Annotated in this window: 16 protein-coding genes; 11 read left to right on the plus strand and 5 right to left on the minus strand. The window is 66.5% G+C overall.

What is annotated here, in order from left to right; genetic code table 11:
* Positions 1 to 34 precede the first annotated feature (34 nt).
* From E1218_RS08915 to E1218_RS08965, 11 genes are all read left to right on the plus strand, one after another.
* Positions 35 to 826 (plus strand): ABC transporter permease, encoded by a 792-nt coding sequence (locus tag E1218_RS08915; protein WP_132318164.1) that lies wholly within the window; start codon positions 35 to 37, stop codon positions 824 to 826.
* A complete protein-coding gene (locus E1218_RS08920) occupies positions 808 to 1,674 on the plus strand; it encodes an ABC transporter ATP-binding protein (RefSeq protein ID WP_165949194.1) in 867 nt (288 codons plus the stop codon). Before E1218_RS08915 ends, E1218_RS08920 begins: the two co-directional genes overlap by 19 nt.
* Positions 1,671 to 2,462 carry an ABC transporter permease gene (locus tag E1218_RS08925; protein WP_132318168.1) on the plus strand — a complete coding sequence of 264 codons (792 nt, stop codon included), beginning with the start codon at positions 1,671 to 1,673 and terminating at the stop codon, positions 2,460 to 2,462. The genes E1218_RS08920 and E1218_RS08925 overlap by 4 nt, the downstream gene beginning before the upstream one ends.
* A gap of 100 nt (positions 2,463 to 2,562) precedes the next feature.
* The gene (fgd, locus tag E1218_RS08930) at positions 2,563 to 3,573 is read left to right on the plus strand and encodes a glucose-6-phosphate dehydrogenase (coenzyme-F420) (RefSeq protein ID WP_132318170.1); all 1,011 of its coding nucleotides are present in this window, start codon (positions 2,563 to 2,565) and stop codon (positions 3,571 to 3,573) included.
* 679 nt (positions 3,574 to 4,252) lie between these two features.
* A complete protein-coding gene (locus E1218_RS08935; protein WP_202865863.1) occupies positions 4,253 to 5,050 on the plus strand; it encodes an alpha/beta fold hydrolase in 798 nt (265 codons plus the stop codon).
* 30 nt (positions 5,051 to 5,080) lie between these two features.
* A complete protein-coding gene (locus tag E1218_RS08940) occupies positions 5,081 to 6,259 on the plus strand; it encodes an LLM class flavin-dependent oxidoreductase (protein ID WP_132318172.1) in 1,179 nt (392 codons plus the stop codon).
* Positions 6,260 to 6,323: 64 nt separating this feature from the next.
* Positions 6,324 to 7,118, plus strand: a complete 795-nt coding sequence (locus tag E1218_RS08945) for an SDR family NAD(P)-dependent oxidoreductase (protein WP_202865864.1) — start codon at positions 6,324 to 6,326, stop codon at positions 7,116 to 7,118.
* Between the two features lie 9 nt (positions 7,119 to 7,127).
* A complete protein-coding gene (locus E1218_RS08950) occupies positions 7,128 to 8,096 on the plus strand; it encodes an NAD-dependent epimerase/dehydratase family protein (protein ID WP_132318176.1) in 969 nt (322 codons plus the stop codon).
* Positions 8,093 to 9,070, plus strand: coding sequence for an NADPH:quinone reductase (locus E1218_RS08955; RefSeq protein WP_165949195.1), 978 nt, complete (start codon positions 8,093 to 8,095; stop codon positions 9,068 to 9,070). The genes E1218_RS08950 and E1218_RS08955 overlap by 4 nt, the downstream gene beginning before the upstream one ends.
* A gap of 8 nt (positions 9,071 to 9,078) precedes the next feature.
* On the plus strand, positions 9,079 to 10,710 hold the full coding sequence (locus E1218_RS08960; protein WP_132318178.1) for a long-chain-fatty-acid--CoA ligase: 1,632 nt from the start codon (positions 9,079 to 9,081) through the stop codon (positions 10,708 to 10,710).
* 14 nt (positions 10,711 to 10,724) lie between these two features.
* Positions 10,725 to 11,531 carry an MBL fold metallo-hydrolase gene (locus E1218_RS08965; protein ID WP_132318180.1) on the plus strand — a complete coding sequence of 269 codons (807 nt, stop codon included), beginning with the start codon at positions 10,725 to 10,727 and terminating at the stop codon, positions 11,529 to 11,531.
* A gap of 3 nt (positions 11,532 to 11,534) precedes the next feature.
* Here E1218_RS08965 and E1218_RS08970 read toward each other — a convergent pair whose 3' ends face one another.
* The 5 genes from E1218_RS08970 to E1218_RS08990 are packed head-to-tail and all read right to left on the minus strand — an operon-like array spanning position 11,535 to position 15,905.
* Entirely contained in the window at positions 11,535 to 12,338 is an 804-nt protein-coding gene (locus tag E1218_RS08970; RefSeq protein ID WP_132318182.1) for an SDR family NAD(P)-dependent oxidoreductase, read from the minus strand.
* Between the two features lie 25 nt (positions 12,339 to 12,363).
* Entirely contained in the window at positions 12,364 to 13,005 is a 642-nt protein-coding gene (locus E1218_RS08975) for an enoyl-CoA hydratase/isomerase family protein (RefSeq protein WP_132318184.1), read from the minus strand.
* Positions 13,002 to 14,201: a CaiB/BaiF CoA transferase family protein gene (locus tag E1218_RS08980; protein ID WP_132318186.1), complete on the minus strand. Its 1,200-nt coding sequence runs from the start codon at positions 14,199 to 14,201 to the stop codon at positions 13,002 to 13,004. Before E1218_RS08980 ends, E1218_RS08975 begins: the two co-directional genes overlap by 4 nt.
* Positions 14,194 to 15,177, minus strand: a complete 984-nt coding sequence (locus tag E1218_RS08985; RefSeq protein ID WP_202865869.1) for an alpha/beta hydrolase — start codon at positions 15,175 to 15,177, stop codon at positions 14,194 to 14,196. The genes E1218_RS08980 and E1218_RS08985 overlap by 8 nt, the downstream gene beginning before the upstream one ends.
* Complete coding sequence (locus E1218_RS08990; RefSeq protein ID WP_132318188.1) at positions 15,174 to 15,905, minus strand: Crp/Fnr family transcriptional regulator; 732 nt, start codon at positions 15,903 to 15,905, stop codon at positions 15,174 to 15,176. The genes E1218_RS08985 and E1218_RS08990 overlap by 4 nt, the downstream gene beginning before the upstream one ends.
* Positions 15,906 to 15,927 lie beyond the last annotated feature (22 nt).

Below are 15,927 nucleotides of genomic sequence, written 5' to 3' on the forward strand. Positions count from 1 at the left end.
ACACGACCGGCGCTGAGCGTAGGAGTTGCCACCGATGAAGAGGCGAATCGTTATGCGAGCGTCCTCGCCGCTACGAACGAGGGCGGCACTTATCCGCTGTGTGGTCGTCGTAGCAGCACTGATCGTGTGGGCGGGGGCGGTACGGCTCGGCTTCGTCGACCCGGTCTTCGTCTCTTCACCCGGCGACGTGGGAAGGGCGCTGGCCGGCTTCACGCGAGATGCCGAGGTGCTCTCGGCGCTCGTGGTGACCGTTCGGACCATCCTGATCGCGTTCGTGATCGGCACGGTAGCTGGCCTCGTCGTCGGGACGGTGCTGGGTCTCAGCAGGACCTTGAAGGACGCGTACATGCCGCCCATCCTGTTTCTGCTCTCGACTCCGAAGTCGATGTTCCTCCCGCTGTTCGTCCTGAGTTTCGGGATCACGACGCAGACGGCGATCGCGTTCGGCGCCTTTACCGTGTTCTTCTACGTGTGCGTCAACATCGTCGGCGGAGTCGAACTGGTCGAGGCGCATCACCTACGGCTCGCTCGTGCCTTCGGTGCCTCGCGCTTGAGCACGTTCCGCCATGTCGTCTTTCCAGCGTCGCTTCCCGGATTCTTCGCGGCCCTGTGGCACGGCATGACGCACGCGGTCAGCTCGATCCTTTTGGCACAGCTCTTCGTGGCGATCGGCGGGCTGGGAACCCTGATCTCGGTCTACTCCACCTCATTGCAGACCGATAAGGCCCTGGCCTTGACCGTCGTCATCTCCGTCATTGCTGTCGCGCTCGCAGCTTTGTGGTCCATCACCGAGCGCAGGCTGACATCGTGGAGGGCCAACCAGTGAATGGTAAGGCGCAGTCGACTGCATACAAGGCCGAACCTAGCGCGCAGAACTCGGAGCAAGGCGGCGCGGCGCTCACGATCAAGGGGGTCGGCGTCGACTATTCGACCGCCGAAGGCACGTTCACGGCGGTGGAGCGGGTGGACCTGGATATCGCAGCAGGGGAGTTCGTTTCGATCATCGGCCCCAGCGGATGCGGGAAGTCCACTCTCCTGCACAGCATCGGCGGCCTGATTCCGCCCACGCGTGGCGAGGTCGAGTTCCGTGGCGAGGTGATCGGCGAACCGCACCCTGATCGAGCGGCGTTCGTTTTCCAGGACTACAGCCTGCTGCCATGGAAGACGACCCTCGACAACGTGGCTCTTGGGCTGCAGTTCAAGGGGGTGAGCAAAGGTGAGCGCCGCGCTCGAGCGCGAGATCTGCTGAGAACGGTACGGCTGGAGGCGTTCGCCAACTCGTACCCGGCTGAGCTGTCCGGGGGTATGCAGCAGCGGGCGGCCGTGGTGCGGGCGCTGGCCATGGATCCCGACATCCTCTTGCTGGACGAGCCGTTCGGCGCGTTGGACGAGCACTCGCGCAGGCAGCTCGGTGTGGAGATGGCGGAGCTACTGACCACTACCGGCAAGATCCTGATCCTCATCACGCACAGCCTGGACGAAGCGGTGTTCTGGGGTGACCGTGTAGTCGTGATGGGGGCGTCGCCAGGGCACGTCAAGGAAGTGATGGAAATCAGTGCTCCGCGTCCTCGTGCGGTCGACTTCATGCTCACCGACGAGTTCGTGGATGCCCGTCGCCATCTCCTCGAGTTGAGCAGGCACGACCTGGACGGCGAGCCGGAGCCGGCCGAATGAGCGCGATCGCTCGAACGGCGGGGGCGAAGGGGAGCGCCGGATTCCAGTACGGGCTGAAGCTGTGGGCGCTTCGAGCATTGCTGGTGGCGATCATCGCAGGTGCGTGGTCTTATGCCGCCGGACCCGGCGGTGTGGCAGACATCCTGCTGCCGTCCATCCCCCAGGTCGCAGCCGAGCTGGGATCGCTCGTCAAGGATCCAGTCATCTGGCGCGCTGCCGGTCTGACTCTGGGCGAGATGGCGATCGCGTTCGTACTGGGCGCCTCCCTCGGCATCGTCGTCGGCCTCTGGGCAGGACGGCGGAACCTTCGGGCACGAGTGACGGATCCGTTGCTGGCATGGGGATACATCGTGCCGTCCGTGGTGTTCTACCCGCTGTTCCTGCTCTGGTTCGGTCTCGGATCCTCGTCCAAGGTGCTGTATGCGGCTGTCGGCGCGTTCTTCCCGATCGCCTTCAATACGATTCGAGGGTTGAAAAGCGTGGACCCGAAGTTCGTCCGTCTAGGCAAGGCCTTCGGCGCTTCGAAGCGACAGCTCGACGTCTCGATCAAGTTGGGCGCGGCGATGCCGATGGTCTTGTCGGGCGTGCGAATCGGTGTGGCGCTGACTACAATCGCGGTGATCCTGGGAGAGATGCTCGCCGCCTCGGCGGGGCTCGGATTCGAGCTGGCGAAGTCGTTCAACGTCCTTCAGACCGCCCGCGGTTTCGCGGTCATGGTGATACTCATGGTCTTGGTGGGCTTGGTCCAGTTGGTTGCCAATCGCGCCCTCTCGCATTTCCGTCATTAGCCACGTCAATTCTGCTGCTCGACCCTGCACATGGCGACGAACTCCTTAGGCATGCTCCCAACACAGATAGAGCCGAAACCTTGGCGATGGAGAGGCAATCATGCGAGTCGGATATAAGGCCTCGGCTGAGCAGTTCTCACCAGAAGTGTTGGCGAGCTTCGCGGTCCACGCCGAGTCGAACGGCTTCGATTCCGTCATGGTGTCGGACCACTTTCAGCCCTGGCGCCTCACCGGAGGACATTCACCGAGCGCCTTGGCGTCCCTGCCCTGGGTTGCCGCCCGGACGAGGACGGTGACCTTGGGGACCTCCGTCCTGACACCGACGTTTCGGTACAACCCCGCGGTGATGGCACAGTACTTCGCGACCCTCGCATGTCTGGCGCCCGGACGGCTGATCGTGGGAGTGGGAACCGGCGAGGCACTGAACGAGGTCGCGGTGGGCGCCGTCGACGCGAACGTCTGGCCCGCCTTCAAAGAGCGGTTCGGCCGGATGCGTGAGGCAGTGGTCCTGATGAAGATGTTGTGGACCGAGGACCGCGTGTCCTTCGACGGCGAGTTCTTCCAGACCAGAGATGCAGCGATCTACGACCGGCCGTCCACACCTGTCCCGATCTACGTCGCCGCCGGCGGGCCGTTGGTGGCGCGGTACGCGGGCCGTCACGCAGACGGTTTCATCTGTACCTCAGGGAAGGGCTCCGAGCTGTACACGGACAAGCTGCTCCCCGCGGTCGGTGAGGGTTTAGCCCTGCGAGGCGACGGCCACAATGGCTTCGAGAAGATGATCGAGATCAAGGTGTCGTACGATCGCGACCCGCGCGCCGCGCTGGAGAACACCCGGTTTTGGGCTCCGCTGTCGTTGACGGCCGAGGAGAAGCACTCTCTGGACTCGCCTCGAGCGATGGAGAAGGCGGCGGACGCGCTACCGATCGAAAAGGTCGCCTCTAGGTGGATCGTCTCGGCCGACCCTGAACACGTGGTTTCCCTGATTGGCGAGTACGCCGACATGGGCTTCGAGCACCTCGTGATCCACGGACCCGGCCACGACCAGATCAGGTTCATCGATCAGTTCGCAGAGGACATCATGCCCGGCCTGCGCAAGCTGGGCGGGTAGCGCGACCTCCCCAGCCGCCTCGTCTCGGCACTGTGACAGGTCGGCTTGACTCCTTACTCGCGGTCGCCGATGAACTCGCAGGCGACTCGGAGTGGTCGGCCCGCTTGTCTCTAGCCACGACGATGACGGCGACCTGTGGATCCGTGCTGTCGCCGACGCGTGGCCCGACGCCATCATCACCAGCGCGATCCTCTTGTTGCGATCGGCGCGAGTCACGCCAGTAGTGCGCGGGCATCTGGGCTGTGCTGATCGATCCGCCTTGATGACCTCCATCCTGACGTCGACAGGCAACCCGTCGTAAATCACTCCGGCAGCGGACAGCGGGGACGGATACCGGCCCATCGAACCAATGCTAGCCCCACAGATTTGCAGCTGAGGGTAGTCGATGATTGCTGACGATTCGCGATGTTAGCGGACCTGCAGTTTTTCATGTGGTCGCGATGTGCACTGACTCCTGTGGCTGTGGCTGTGCGCTGGTTCGCGTTGATTCAGGTGCGTCAGAGGGTGGGGAGCCCTCGGCACGATCAGGGAAGTTAGGGGCCAGATCGTCGGATCTAGGTCACAGTCTTCGTTCCTGCGGGGGTCCAGACTGCTGCTTACTGCGCACCGGGCCAAGAGGGCCTTAGCTGCAGGGAACCGACGTGACACTGGACGGCCTGATGGCCTGGTTGGAGGCACTGTGCAGACTCTCGACCTCGTGGATGCCGACAGTGGTGTGGACTTCGGGAACGGTGTCTACCTCGATACGCGTGCCGCGGGTAGCGGTGATCGGGTCGCCCTTTTGCTGCCTGGAGCCGAGCGGGCTGCGGAGAATGCCACGTTCGTGGAGTCCTTGGCGGAGGAGTTCTCCGTGGTGGTGCCGAGCCACCCCGGCTTCGGCCGTTCTGCCCGCCCGGACTGGTGTACGACGGTGGGCGACCTCGCTGACATCTACGTCGACTGGCTCGAGCGTTCGGAGGCGTCGGACGTCACCCTCGTGGGCCTCCAGTTCGGCGGCTGGATCGCCCTGGAGATCGCGGTACGCCGTCCTGCGCAACTGGCCCGCCTAGTCCTGGTCGATGCCGTGGGCGTCAAGCTCGGCGGGCCCCTCGACCGGGATTTCGCCGACATCTTCGCAACGCCGTACGCCGGCCTCGAGAGGCTCTACTACGCCGACACGGCCTTCGGCCTGGGGGACCTCGGGAGTGCGCGCGAGGACGACGTTCTCGAGATGGCGCGCAACGATGAGGCGCTCGTGCTGTACGGGTGGGAGCCGTACCTGCACGACCCCAGACTCGGCCGCGCGATCGAACGCATCGACGTACCGACCCTGCTCATCTGGGGCAGTCACGACGGCATCGTCTCGCCCGACCACGGTCGCGGCCTCGCAGCGAAGATCGCAGGCGCACGGTTCGAGGAGATCGACGGAGCGGGCCATCGCCCACAGGTCGAGCGTGCGGAGGACGTCGCCAGGTCGATCACCACCTTCGCGGGCTGACCGCACCCGAAACAGGACAGGAGCGTCCCGATGCAGTACTGGCATTTCAGTGAGTGTGCCTACCCGGATCTGCCGGATCCGGAGACCTACGACTCGGTGCGCGTCACCTTGCCGAACGGCGTCATCGACCCGGAGCGGGCGGCCGGTCTGTGGGACCGCTACATCCGCGAGTGGCAGGTCGCGGACGAGTGCGGTCTGAACGTGATGGTGAATGAGCATCACTCGACCGCGACGTGCATGAACTCGGCGGCACCGCTGATCGCGGGAGTACTCGCGCGCGTCACCACCAACGCCCGGATCCTGATCCTCGGTAACCCGGTGGCCAACCGCAACGACCCGGTCCGGATCGCCGAGGAGATGGCCCTGGTCGATCTCCTCAGCCATGGCCGCCTCGACGTCGGCTTCGTCCGCGGCGTCCAGTACGAAGTGGGTGCGACGAACTCCAAACCGTTCCGGATGACCGAGCGGATGTGGGAGGCGGTCGAACTCATCACGCGCGCCATGAGGACCCATGACGGACCGTTCAACTGGGAGGGCGAGTTCTTCCACCACCGCCAGGTCAACATCTGGCCGCGTCCGTACCAGCAGCCGAGCCCGCCGATCTGGATCGCGACCGGGACGCCGGCCAGCGCGGCTCCGGTCGCCGCTCACGGCTACAAGATCGCAACGTTCCTGGGTGGCGCGAAAGGGACCCGGAAGCTCTTCCAGGCCTATCGCGACCGTCTGGAGGAGATCGGCAAGCCGCCCGCCGGCGACGACATGTTCGGGTATGCCGCCCTCGCCTACACCGGACGGACCGACTCGGAGGGCCTCGACGGCGCTCGCAAACTGCTGTGGTACCTGCAGAGCAACAAGGTGGCCAAGCAGTTCACCTTCCCGCCGGGCTACATGCCGTACTCCGTGCGGGCGGCTGCTCTCCGCGGCCCGCAGCCGTCAGGACCGGGAGCGCCCGCAGTGTCGCCGCTTCCGGACCTGACCTCGATGTCCGTGGATGACCTGATCGACCAGGGAATCCTCTTCGCGGGCAGCGCGAAGACGGTCGCGGGGCAGATCGAGCGGTTCTACAACGAAGTGGGCGGCCTCGGTCATCTGCTGCTGATGGGGCAGGCGGGGCACCTGGGACACGAGGAGACCGTGCGGGGCATCGAGCGTTTCGCCGCAGACGTCGTACCGGCCGTTGACAGGGTCACCGGCGGCGTCACCGTCTGAGCGCCACAAGTCCGGGAAGGCTACGCAATCAGAGAGAGTGGACATGGGGTCGACAGCGGGTCGTTTGACGGGAAAGACGGCGCTGGTCACGGGCGCGGCCGGCGGGATCGGAGCGGCGACGGCGGAGCTCTTCGCTCGCGAGAGCGCGCGGGTCGTCGTCGCTGACATCGACAAGGACAGTGCCGCGGCGACCGCGGATCGGATCCGCGATGACGGCGGCATCGCGGTGCCGTTCGCCGCCGACGTGTCTGACGAGGACCAGGTTGCGAGCCTCATCGAGTTCACTGTGGATACCTTCGGCGGTGTGGACGTGCTCCAGAACTACGCTTCGAACCGGTCCGCCGTACCAAAGGACGTGTTTGTCGCGGATGCCGACCTGTCGGTCTGGCTCGCGCAGCTCAGCGTGGATCTGCTCGGGTGTGTCCTGACGTCCAAGCACGCGTTGCCGCACATGCTCACGGCCGGTGCGGGCGCCATCACCAACTCGTCGTCGCTCGCGGGCTGGCTGTCGCTGGGATCGCGTCCTGCGTACGCCGCCGCGAAGGCAGGTGTCATCGGGTTCTCGAAGACCCTGGCGACCGAGTACGGCAAGCAGGGGATCCGTTGCAATGTCATCGCCCCCGGGCACATCACCACGCCGGCGACGGAGGCGATGTACGACGAGCAGCAGACTCAGGTCATGCTTGACCATGTGTCGGCTCCCCGGCTCGGCAGACCTGACGATGTCGCCCTCGCCGCACTCTTCCTGGCCTCACCGGAGTCGGCGTTCATCAACGGACACGTGCTCGTCGTCGACGGCGGGATGTCGGCGTACGCGCCGATGCTCCCGTCGTTGCGGCGCCTGGCCGACGAGCGGTAGGGAGAGAACATGCGGTTCCTGGTGACTGGTGGACTGGGAGTCAACGGCGCCTGGGTGCTCCGCGCGCTGCTCGAGAAGGGGCACGAGGTGTCCGCCTTCGAGAACCGGTCGGACACGTCACTGATCGAGGACATCGCGGACCGGGTCGAGGTCTTCGTCGGCGACCTGCGCAACGCCGACGAGGTCAGCAGTGCCGTGGCCAAGCTCCGCCCGGAGGGCATCGTCCATCTCGCGGCCTTCGTTGATTGCGAGCGCGTTCCGCAGGGAGCGATCGAGGTCAACATCAGCGGCGCCGCCAACCTGTGTGCCGCGGCGGCCGACGCCGGCGTGAAACGCCTCGTGTACACGAGCACGAAGGGTGTCTACGCACCGGCCACGGGCCAGTACGGCTATCCGACGTACGCAGGGATCGCGGAGGACTACAGCCGCGAGCCCACCACCATGTACGGCATCACGAAGCTGGCGGGCGAGAAGGTGATCGAGTGGTACGGGCGGACCACGGAACTCGAAGTGGCCAGCCTCCGCTTCGCCACCGTCTTCGGTCCGGGCCGACTGCAGCGTCACGCCGGTACGATCAACACCTACAGTTCGATGATCGAGTTGCCTGCCACCGGGCAGCCCTTCACCGTCGAGCACGGCGGCGACGAGCGGGACGGCATGATCTACGTTCTCGACGTGGCTGACGCGATCGCGACGATCGCACTGGCGCCGGAGCCATTGCGGCACCTCGTCTACAACGTGTCCGGCGGGGATCCGGTGTCGTTGAGCGACTTCGCGGCGGCCGTCCGCAGGACCATACCGGGTGCTCAGGTCGACGTGGGACCGGGACTCGACCCGATGAAGTACGGCGAGGGTACGCCGTACTACATGGCCATCGACGGCAGTCGGTTCGAGGCGGAGTTCGGATGGCATCCTCGCTACGATCTCGAGACGGCGATCGGGCACTACCACGAGCTCGTGAAGGGTCGTGAGTCGTGAAGGCGGCGCTCTATCGCCGCAACGGACCGCCGGCCGAGGTGCTCGAGGTCGTCGAGCTCGAGCTGCCTGAGCCAGGCCCTGGTGAGATCCGGGTGCGGATTGTCGCCTCGGGGATCAATCCCACCGACTGGAAGACCCGTGCCGGGCTTGCGAACCGCGTCCCGGACGGCTTCCAGATCCCGCACCAGGATGGCGCGGGTGTAGTGGATGCCGTGGGCAACGGGGTGACCGGTGTTGACGTGGGTCGGCGAGTCTGGCTCTACCTCGCTGCGTTCGGCAACCGTTTCGGGACCGCGGCGGAGTACTCCGTCGTACCTGCCGACCGAGTGATTCCCCTTCCTGACTCCGCGTCTTTCGACTTGGGCGCCTGCCTGGGGGTGCCTGCCCTGACCGCCGCTCGCTGCCTGGGTGGGAACCCGGAGGTATTGAAGGGAAAGAACGTCCTGGTCGCGGGTGGAGCCGGGGCGGTCGGCCACTACGCGATCGAGTTGGCCAAGTACGCCGGAGCGCGGGTGGTGGCCACCGTGAGTTCGGACGAGAAGCAGGCCCTGGCTGAGGCCGCGGGCGCGGACCTGGTCGTCCGCTATACCGATGAGGATGTGGCACAGCAGGTCCTCGACTTCTGCGGTCCGGTCGACCGCATCGTCGAGGTTGCGCTCGGGACGAATCTCGACCTGGACTCGGCTGTCCTCGGCGCTCCAGCCACCATCTCGACCTACGCCGCCACGGGGGAGTTGACACTGCCGGTCGGTGAGTTCATGCGGGCGAACACCACGGTGGAATTCGTACTCCTCTACGGGCTCACTCCTGAGCAGTTGGCCGACGCGGTCCATTGGACGTCCCAGGCGCTGTCGGCCGATGCCCTCACTGCCCTGCCGATCATCCCGTTCGCTCTCGATCAGGTGGTCGAAGCGCAGGATTTGGTGGAGCAGGCGCCGGTGGGGAAGGTCGTTCTGAGGGTTGCCGAGGGCTAGGAGCACGCATGGACACCTGGATCACGCAATTGACGCCGCTGTCGTTCCTGGAGAGATCGGCGACGGTGTATGCCGACAAGGTCGCGGTGATCCACGGCGACGGCACCTGGACCTACCGTCGGTTCGCCGACCTGGTCGAGGAGCGCGCCCGCGCACTGCGCGCCGCAGGGGTGCAGCCGGGAGATCGGGTCGCCTACCTCATGCCCAACGTGCCGGAGATGCTGGCGGCGCACTTCGCCGTACCGCTGGCCGGGGGAGTGCTGGTCGCGATCAACGTCAGGCTCGCGCCGGACGAGGTTCGCTACATCCTCGACCACTCCGGTGCGTCCTTGCTGGTGGTCGATTCCGAGTACGCCGGAACGATCGCTCCGATCGCTGGTGCTCTGGAGACGGTGCGGACAATCGTGGTCGCGGTCGATCCGGTCAGTGCTGGCCGGACCGTCGAGATCCCTGGCGCTGTCGCGTTCGACGACTTGCTCACGGGTGCGGAGCGCGACCACGGCGAGCTGGTCTGGGCGGTCGACGACGAGCGCGCTCCGATCTCGATCAACTACACGTCTGGAACGACTGGCCGGCCGAAGGGCGTGGTGTACACGCATCGTGGCGCGTACCTGAATTCGTTCGGGGAGATCGTTCACTCCGGGCACGGTGCCGACAGTGTCTATCTCTGGACGCTGCCGATGTTCCACTGCAACGGCTGGTGCACCACCTGGGCACTGGTGGCGGCCGGCGGGACCCAGGTCTGCCTGCGCGAGGTGCGCGGTGACAAGGTCTGGAGCCTCATCGACCGGCACGGCGTCACGCACCTGAATGGCGCACCCACGGTCGTGACGACGATCCTGACCTCGCCGAGCGCGCACGAGCTCGAGCAGTCGGTGGTGATCACTGTCGCTGGAGCCCCGCCGAGCCCGACGACACTGTTCGAGGCGGAGTCAATGGGCTTCGGCATCGTGCACGTCTACGGTCTCACCGAGACCTACGGCCCCTACACCGTGTGCGCCTGGCAGGACGGCTGGGGTGACCTGCCGGCCGAGGAGCGGGCTGCCAAACAGTCCCGGCAGGGCGTCGGGATGGTGCAGGCCGAGCACGTCCGCGTGGTGGAGACCGAGTCGCCGGATGGCCGGCTCATCGATGTAGCCGCGGACGGACAGACCATCGGCGAGGTCGTGATGCGTGGGAACAACGTCATGCGGGGCTACTACCGGGACTCGGAGGCAACGGCCGAGGCGTTCGCCGGCGGCTGGTTCCACTCCGGTGACCTCGGGGTGATGCACCCGGACGGCTACATCCAGCTCCGAGACCGGGCCAAGGACGTGATCATCTCCGGTGGCGAGAATATCTCGACCATCGAGGTCGAGCAGGCCATCGCCTCCCATCCCGACGTCCTGGAGGTCGCCGTGATCGGCGTACCGGATGTCCGGTGGGGTGAGCGTCCCAAAGCCTTCGTCATCCCGCGGCAGGGGAAGGCTCCGGATCCGGCCGAGCTCCTGACGCACGTCAAGTCGCGCATCGCCCGCTACAAGGCGCCACGTGAGATCGAGATCGTCGCCGTCCTGCCGAAGACCTCCACGGGGAAGATCCAGAAGTTCGAGCTCCGCCGCAGAGAATGGTCGGGCGAGGACAGCCACATCCGAGGATGAATAGGGAGATTCCGATGAAGATCGGCAGCGTGCATGTCGTCCCGGTCCTGGACGGCGTGGCCCGTCTGCCGATCGAGCTCGCGGTGGCTAGTCAGCAGGGGTCGCCGTGGGATTGCGGACACCAACCGCTCGACGCCCGCGGCCGGATCCGGATGGACATCGGATCGTTCCTGGTGCGGATCAAGGACCGCACGATCCTGGTCGACCTCGGGGTCGGACCCAGATCCATCCACGAAGCCTTCGTCACCGGCGGCCTGATGGTGAATCTCAACCGCATCAGTGTCGAACCGGAGGACGTGACCGACGTCGTCTTCACCCATCTGCACATCGATCACGTGGGCTGGTCGACGGTACAGGGCAAGGCGACGTTCCCGCGGGCGACGTACCGGGTGCATGCCGCCGACTGGGCGCACTTCATGACCGGAGCGCCGGTCGATCCCGTCCTCGATTCGCTTGTCCGGGAGGTGATCGCTCCGATCGAGGGCCAGCTGGAGACGTTCGACGCGGAGACCGAGCTCCTGCCCGGCCTGTACGCGCGGCCCGCGCCCGGTCACACGCCGGGCTCGACGATCTTTGTCGTGGCTGACGCCGGCGAGCGCGCGCTGCTGCTCGGCGACGTCGCACATACGGTGGCCGAGCTCACCGATCCCGTCTGGGAGGGGGTGGCCGATGTCGACAAGTCGGCCGCGAACGCCGTCCGCCAACGAATCGCCGACGAGCTGGAAGCGTCTGGAGACGCCTTCGCGCCCGCGCACTTCCCTGAGCTGGCGTTCGGGCGACTGGTCACCGTCGACGGCGTCCGCAAGTTCGCCTGGGCATAGCCGTCAGTAGTGAACCGTGCCCCGGTTGCCGCCGGCAACCGTCACCGCGTCGCCGGTGATGCCGGCGGCTCTGCGTGAGCAGAGGAAGACGACAGCATCTGCCACCTCATCGGAGGTGATGATGCGACGCAGGCTCGTCGTCGCGCCGAGATCGGCACGCACCCGCTCCTCGGTGTGTCCCGTTGCTGCCATCCTGCCCGCGACCAGTTGAGGAGTGCGCTCGGTCTCGACGAGACCAGGATGTACGACGGTGACGCCGACACCGTGTGGGCCGAGTTCGTCGGCGAGGTTTGCGGTCAGGGCGGCGACGGAGACGTTGCGGATGGTGCCGGCGACCGACCCGGTGCGCCGGGCGTTGAGGCCGGAGATGTTGACGATCCGGCCCCATCCCTGGGTGGTCATCTGGGCGGCGACCGCGCGAGCGCAGCGCAGGTAGCCCATGACCTTGGTGTCGAAGTCGGCCATCACTTCGGCGTCGGTGAGCTCGCCGAGAGCACGGGGAGCTGAGCGGAAGGACGGCTGCGCGGCGGCATTGACCAGCACATCGACACCGCCCCAGGCGGCGACGACCTGGTCGACCATCGCGCGCACCGACGCGTCGTCGGTCGTGTCTGCCGCGGCCACGAGCACTTCACTGCCGGGGAACGCAGTACGGAGGCCGTCGGCCGCGGCGTTGAGCTTCTGCTGGTCACGCGCGACCAGCGCGACCCTCGCCCCTTCGGCAACGAGCCCGCGGGCAATCGCCAGACCCAGACCGCTCGAGCCCCCAGTGACGATCGCGCGCGCATCGTGCAGACCCAGATCCATGGAATGCCTCTCGAATCCTGTGCGTTCAGCCGGCTCGAAGCGCGGCTGCTGTCATCGCGATGTCGGCGGCCGGTACGCCTTTCAGCACGGCGAGGATCTGCTCTACCGTCGCTGAGACGTCGTCGGTGCACCTGTCGACCAGGCCTCGTACGGCGGCCTCGTCCGCGTCCCAGCGCTCGGCGCCGAAGATCAACAGCCCGGCCGAGCCGGGACCGACAATCTGCGCCAGGCGCTGGAGGAACACTGGCTCGTAGGTGAGCCCGTGCTTGAGCGCAGGAATCCCGAACTGCGACCTCGGCGAGCAGATGCGGACGTCGCAGGCGAGCGCCATACTGCAGGCCGCGCCGAAGCACGGACCGTCGATCACCGCGAGCTTCGGTGTCCGCAACTCCATCAGCGCCCGGACAGCCTGTTCCGCAAGTGCTCGGTAGCTCGCGACGTACTGTGGGTCGGGACGCTTCACCTCGGCCAGGTCAGCGCCGGCCGAGAAGCTCCCGCCGGTTCCCTCGAGGACGACTGCCGTGACGTCCGGAGCCTCCTCGATCGACTTGATGCCGGCGAGGAGGGCGCTCCACATCTCCCAAGTCATCGCGTTGCGCTTGGCTGGCCGGTTGATCGTTATCCAAGCCGTCCGATCACGCCGGTCGAGGTGAAGTAGCTCGGTCATTCCGCACCAGCGCAGACAACGTGATCGTCGAGCAGCTCCGAAATCTCCTGATCATCGAGCCCGAGCTCGCCGAGAAGCTCAGCCGTGTCCTCACCGAGGGCAGGTGCCCGCCGCTGGGCCCGCGGCGCGCCGTCCGCAATCAGCGGTGTGTTCACGATCCGTGCGTGCCCGAACCGCTCCACGTCGCTGGGAAACATGTCGCGCACGGCGAACTGCGCGTCAGTCAGCATCTGCTCGATGGTGTTGACCGGCCCGCAGGCAATGCCCACGGAGCGGAGTCGGTCGATCCAGACATCCCGCGCCGCAGTACAGAACCGCTCTTGGAGCAGTACGGCGAGCTCCTTGCGATGCAGGAAGCGCGAGTACTCGCTGTCGAAGCGCGAATTGCCCGAGAGGTCGATCCCGAGAACGTCACACAGGTCCTTCCAAGCCCGCTGGGTCACGCCGATCACCAGCATCTCCCCGTCACCGCAGGCGAAGGACTCGTACGGCGCCACGAGCCGGTGCGCCGTACCCAACGGCCCCGGAACCTGACCGGTCCCGACGAAGTCGGCCACCTCCCACAGCGACCAACCGGCGATCGTGTCCGCCAGCGAGACGTCGATGAAGGAGCCGCCGAGACCGGCCCGGACTCGCAGCAACGCCGCCAGTACACCGATCGCGCCCCACATCCCCGTGCCCAGATCGCCGATGGTGTAGCCGGCCTTCGCGATCTCGCCGGTCGGGCTGCCGGTGACGCTCATCAGCCCGCCGTACGCCTGGGCGATCAGGTCGAGACCCTTCGCGTCTCGCATCGGCCCGAACTGCCCGAATCCGGAGATCGAGCAGTAGACGAGGTTCGGGCAGTCGGTCTTGAGGTCGTCGTACGACAACCCCTGGCCCGCGATCGCGCCGACCCGGAAGTTCTCCACCAGTACGTCGGACCGGGTGGCCAGCGCCTTGACGATCGCGCGGCCGCGGCCGGACTTGATGTCCACCGCGAGGCTGCGCTTGTTGCGGTGGATGAGATCGAAGGGGAGGGGGCGTCGCTGCGGCCCGACCAGACGGCGTCGGATCGGATCACCGTCGATGGGTTCGATCTTGATGACCTCGGCACCGAGGTCGGACAGGATCGTGGTGCAGTACGGGCCGGCCAGGGCCCCGGTGATGTCCAGGACCCTGACGCCGTCCAGGAAGGGCACGCTCGGGTCAGTCATCGTCTCGGACTCCCTCGTTGTCAGGTGACTTCGTGTGTCCGAGCACGCTCGTGAGGACGGCGATCTCCTCGGCCAACTGGCGTCGGCTGATCGCGGCACCTCGCACTGCGAGCGACCCGTGGAAGGTGCCGGGGAAGACATGCAGTTCGACCGATACGCCGGCGGCCAGGAGCGCCTGCGCGAAGGCGATCGCCTCGTCGCGTAGCGGATCCAGCTCCGCGGCCGAGACGTAGGTCCGTGGAAGGTTCGCCAGGTCGGTTGCACGACCCGGAGCGGCATACGGCGAGACGGCAGTGCTTCCCCGCTCGATCGGACCGAGGTACGCCGACCAGCAGATCTCCACGTCACGCCGGGTCAGCGCGGGTGTGTCCGTGAACAGCCTGCTGCTCGGGGTGACGACCCGGTCATCAAGGGTCGGCGAGGTGAGGAGCTGGAAGCGGATCGGCGGCCCGTTGCGGTCGCGAGCCAACAGTGCTGCCGCGGCGACCAGGCCGGCGCCGGCACTCTGCCCGTGCAGAACGACGAGCGACGGGTCGATGCCCAACTCGCCGGCCTGCTGATGTATCCAGACGAGGCCGCCGTACACATCCTCGACCGGTGTGGGGAAAGGCCACTCCGGGGCCAGCCGGTAGCCGACGGAGACAACGACCGATCCGACCTCGCGGGCGAGTTCGACGTTGAGCTGGTGACTCATCTCCAGGTCGCCGACGATGAACCCGCCGCCGTGGACGTGGTAGATCGCGCCGCGGTTCGAGCGGTGGTCGGGCACGTAGACCCGCAGCGCGATCTTCTGTCCGTCGGCTGCCTCGAAGACGCGGTCCTCGGTGGTCACGCCCTCGTCGGGCGAGTCGTACCGACCGGAGGCGACGGTTCGGTCGGCCATGATCCGGCGAGCCGCGGCAACGTCGGCGCGATCCACGCGTGGCAGCGCTGCCACGATCGGACCCAGCTCCGCATCGATGCGGTAGGTGTTCAACGGCCCTCTCCTGCGTCACGAGGCTTCGGGCCCGGCAGATCTGGCTGAGGTGAGGCGAAGGTCCGCAACAGGTTCGGGTCCTCGATCCAGATCTCACGTCGGTACCGCCGGATCGCGCCGGCATCGCTGAGCTTCTTCAGTGCCCGGGAGATCACCTCGCGCACCGACCCGATCGCGTTCGCCAGGTCGGTCTGATCGGTCTGGACCACGAGCCCGTTGACCGTCTGGACCGCCATCTCCAGCAGGTGCCGACTCACCCGCTGCTGTACCGACCCGAAGAGGTTCTCCTCCAGATTCAGCACCGCCTCGTACGTCGATTCCGCCAGATAGACCGCGACCTGGTAGCAGAGATCCGCCCTGGTGCGCAGGAGGCGCCGGAACGTGTTCGGGTTCAGGATCGAGACCTCACACGTGGTGACCGCCTCAACCGAGGACGGTGCACCGTTGGTGAGCATGGCCGGTACGGCGGTGATGTGGCCGGGTGTGATGTAGCGCGTAGTCACCTCGCGTCCGTCCCAGGACGTCACCTTGGCGCGCACCTGGCCGCTGTGAACGAGGGCGACTTTGTAGTCCTCACCGCCGGTGCAGATAATGGCGCCGGCGGGATACGTCACGACCCGGCTGTCGCCCAGAAGCGCGTCGCGGATGTCCGGATCCTGCCCGGCCAGGAAGCTCTTCGACCACGCCGCCAGCGCCGCTGCCGACGGACGAGTGTTGTGGGTGACCATTGTTCGGACCTTCGTTTCCACG

The organism is Kribbella turkmenica (assembly GCF_004348725.1).
GTDB lineage: Bacteria > Actinomycetota > Actinomycetes > Propionibacteriales > Kribbellaceae > Kribbella > Kribbella turkmenica.

Bases quoted from the DNA above. Each gene is read 5' to 3' on its own strand.
- E1218_RS08925 (WP_132318168.1), top strand. From the start codon at position 1,671: ATGAGCGCGATCGCTCGAACGGCGGGGGCGAAGGGGAGCGCCGGATTC.
- E1218_RS08970 (WP_132318182.1), bottom strand. From the start codon at position 12,338: ATGGATCTGGGTCTGCACGATGCGCGCGCGATCGTCACTGGGGGCTCG.
- E1218_RS08965 (WP_132318180.1), top strand. From the start codon at position 10,725: ATGAAGATCGGCAGCGTGCATGTCGTCCCGGTCCTGGACGGCGTGGCC.
- E1218_RS08915 (WP_132318164.1), top strand. From the start codon at position 35: ATGAAGAGGCGAATCGTTATGCGAGCGTCCTCGCCGCTACGAACGAGG.
- E1218_RS08940 (WP_132318172.1), top strand. From the start codon at position 5,081: ATGCAGTACTGGCATTTCAGTGAGTGTGCCTACCCGGATCTGCCGGAT.
- E1218_RS08990 (WP_132318188.1), bottom strand. From the start codon at position 15,905: ATGGTCACCCACAACACTCGTCCGTCGGCAGCGGCGCTGGCGGCGTGG.
- E1218_RS08950 (WP_132318176.1), top strand. From the start codon at position 7,128: ATGCGGTTCCTGGTGACTGGTGGACTGGGAGTCAACGGCGCCTGGGTG.
- fgd (WP_132318170.1), top strand. From the start codon at position 2,563: ATGCGAGTCGGATATAAGGCCTCGGCTGAGCAGTTCTCACCAGAAGTG.
- E1218_RS08980 (WP_132318186.1), bottom strand. From the start codon at position 14,201: ATGACTGACCCGAGCGTGCCCTTCCTGGACGGCGTCAGGGTCCTGGAC.
- E1218_RS08960 (WP_132318178.1), top strand. From the start codon at position 9,079: ATGGACACCTGGATCACGCAATTGACGCCGCTGTCGTTCCTGGAGAGA.
- E1218_RS08975 (WP_132318184.1), bottom strand. From the start codon at position 13,005: ATGACCGAGCTACTTCACCTCGACCGGCGTGATCGGACGGCTTGGATA.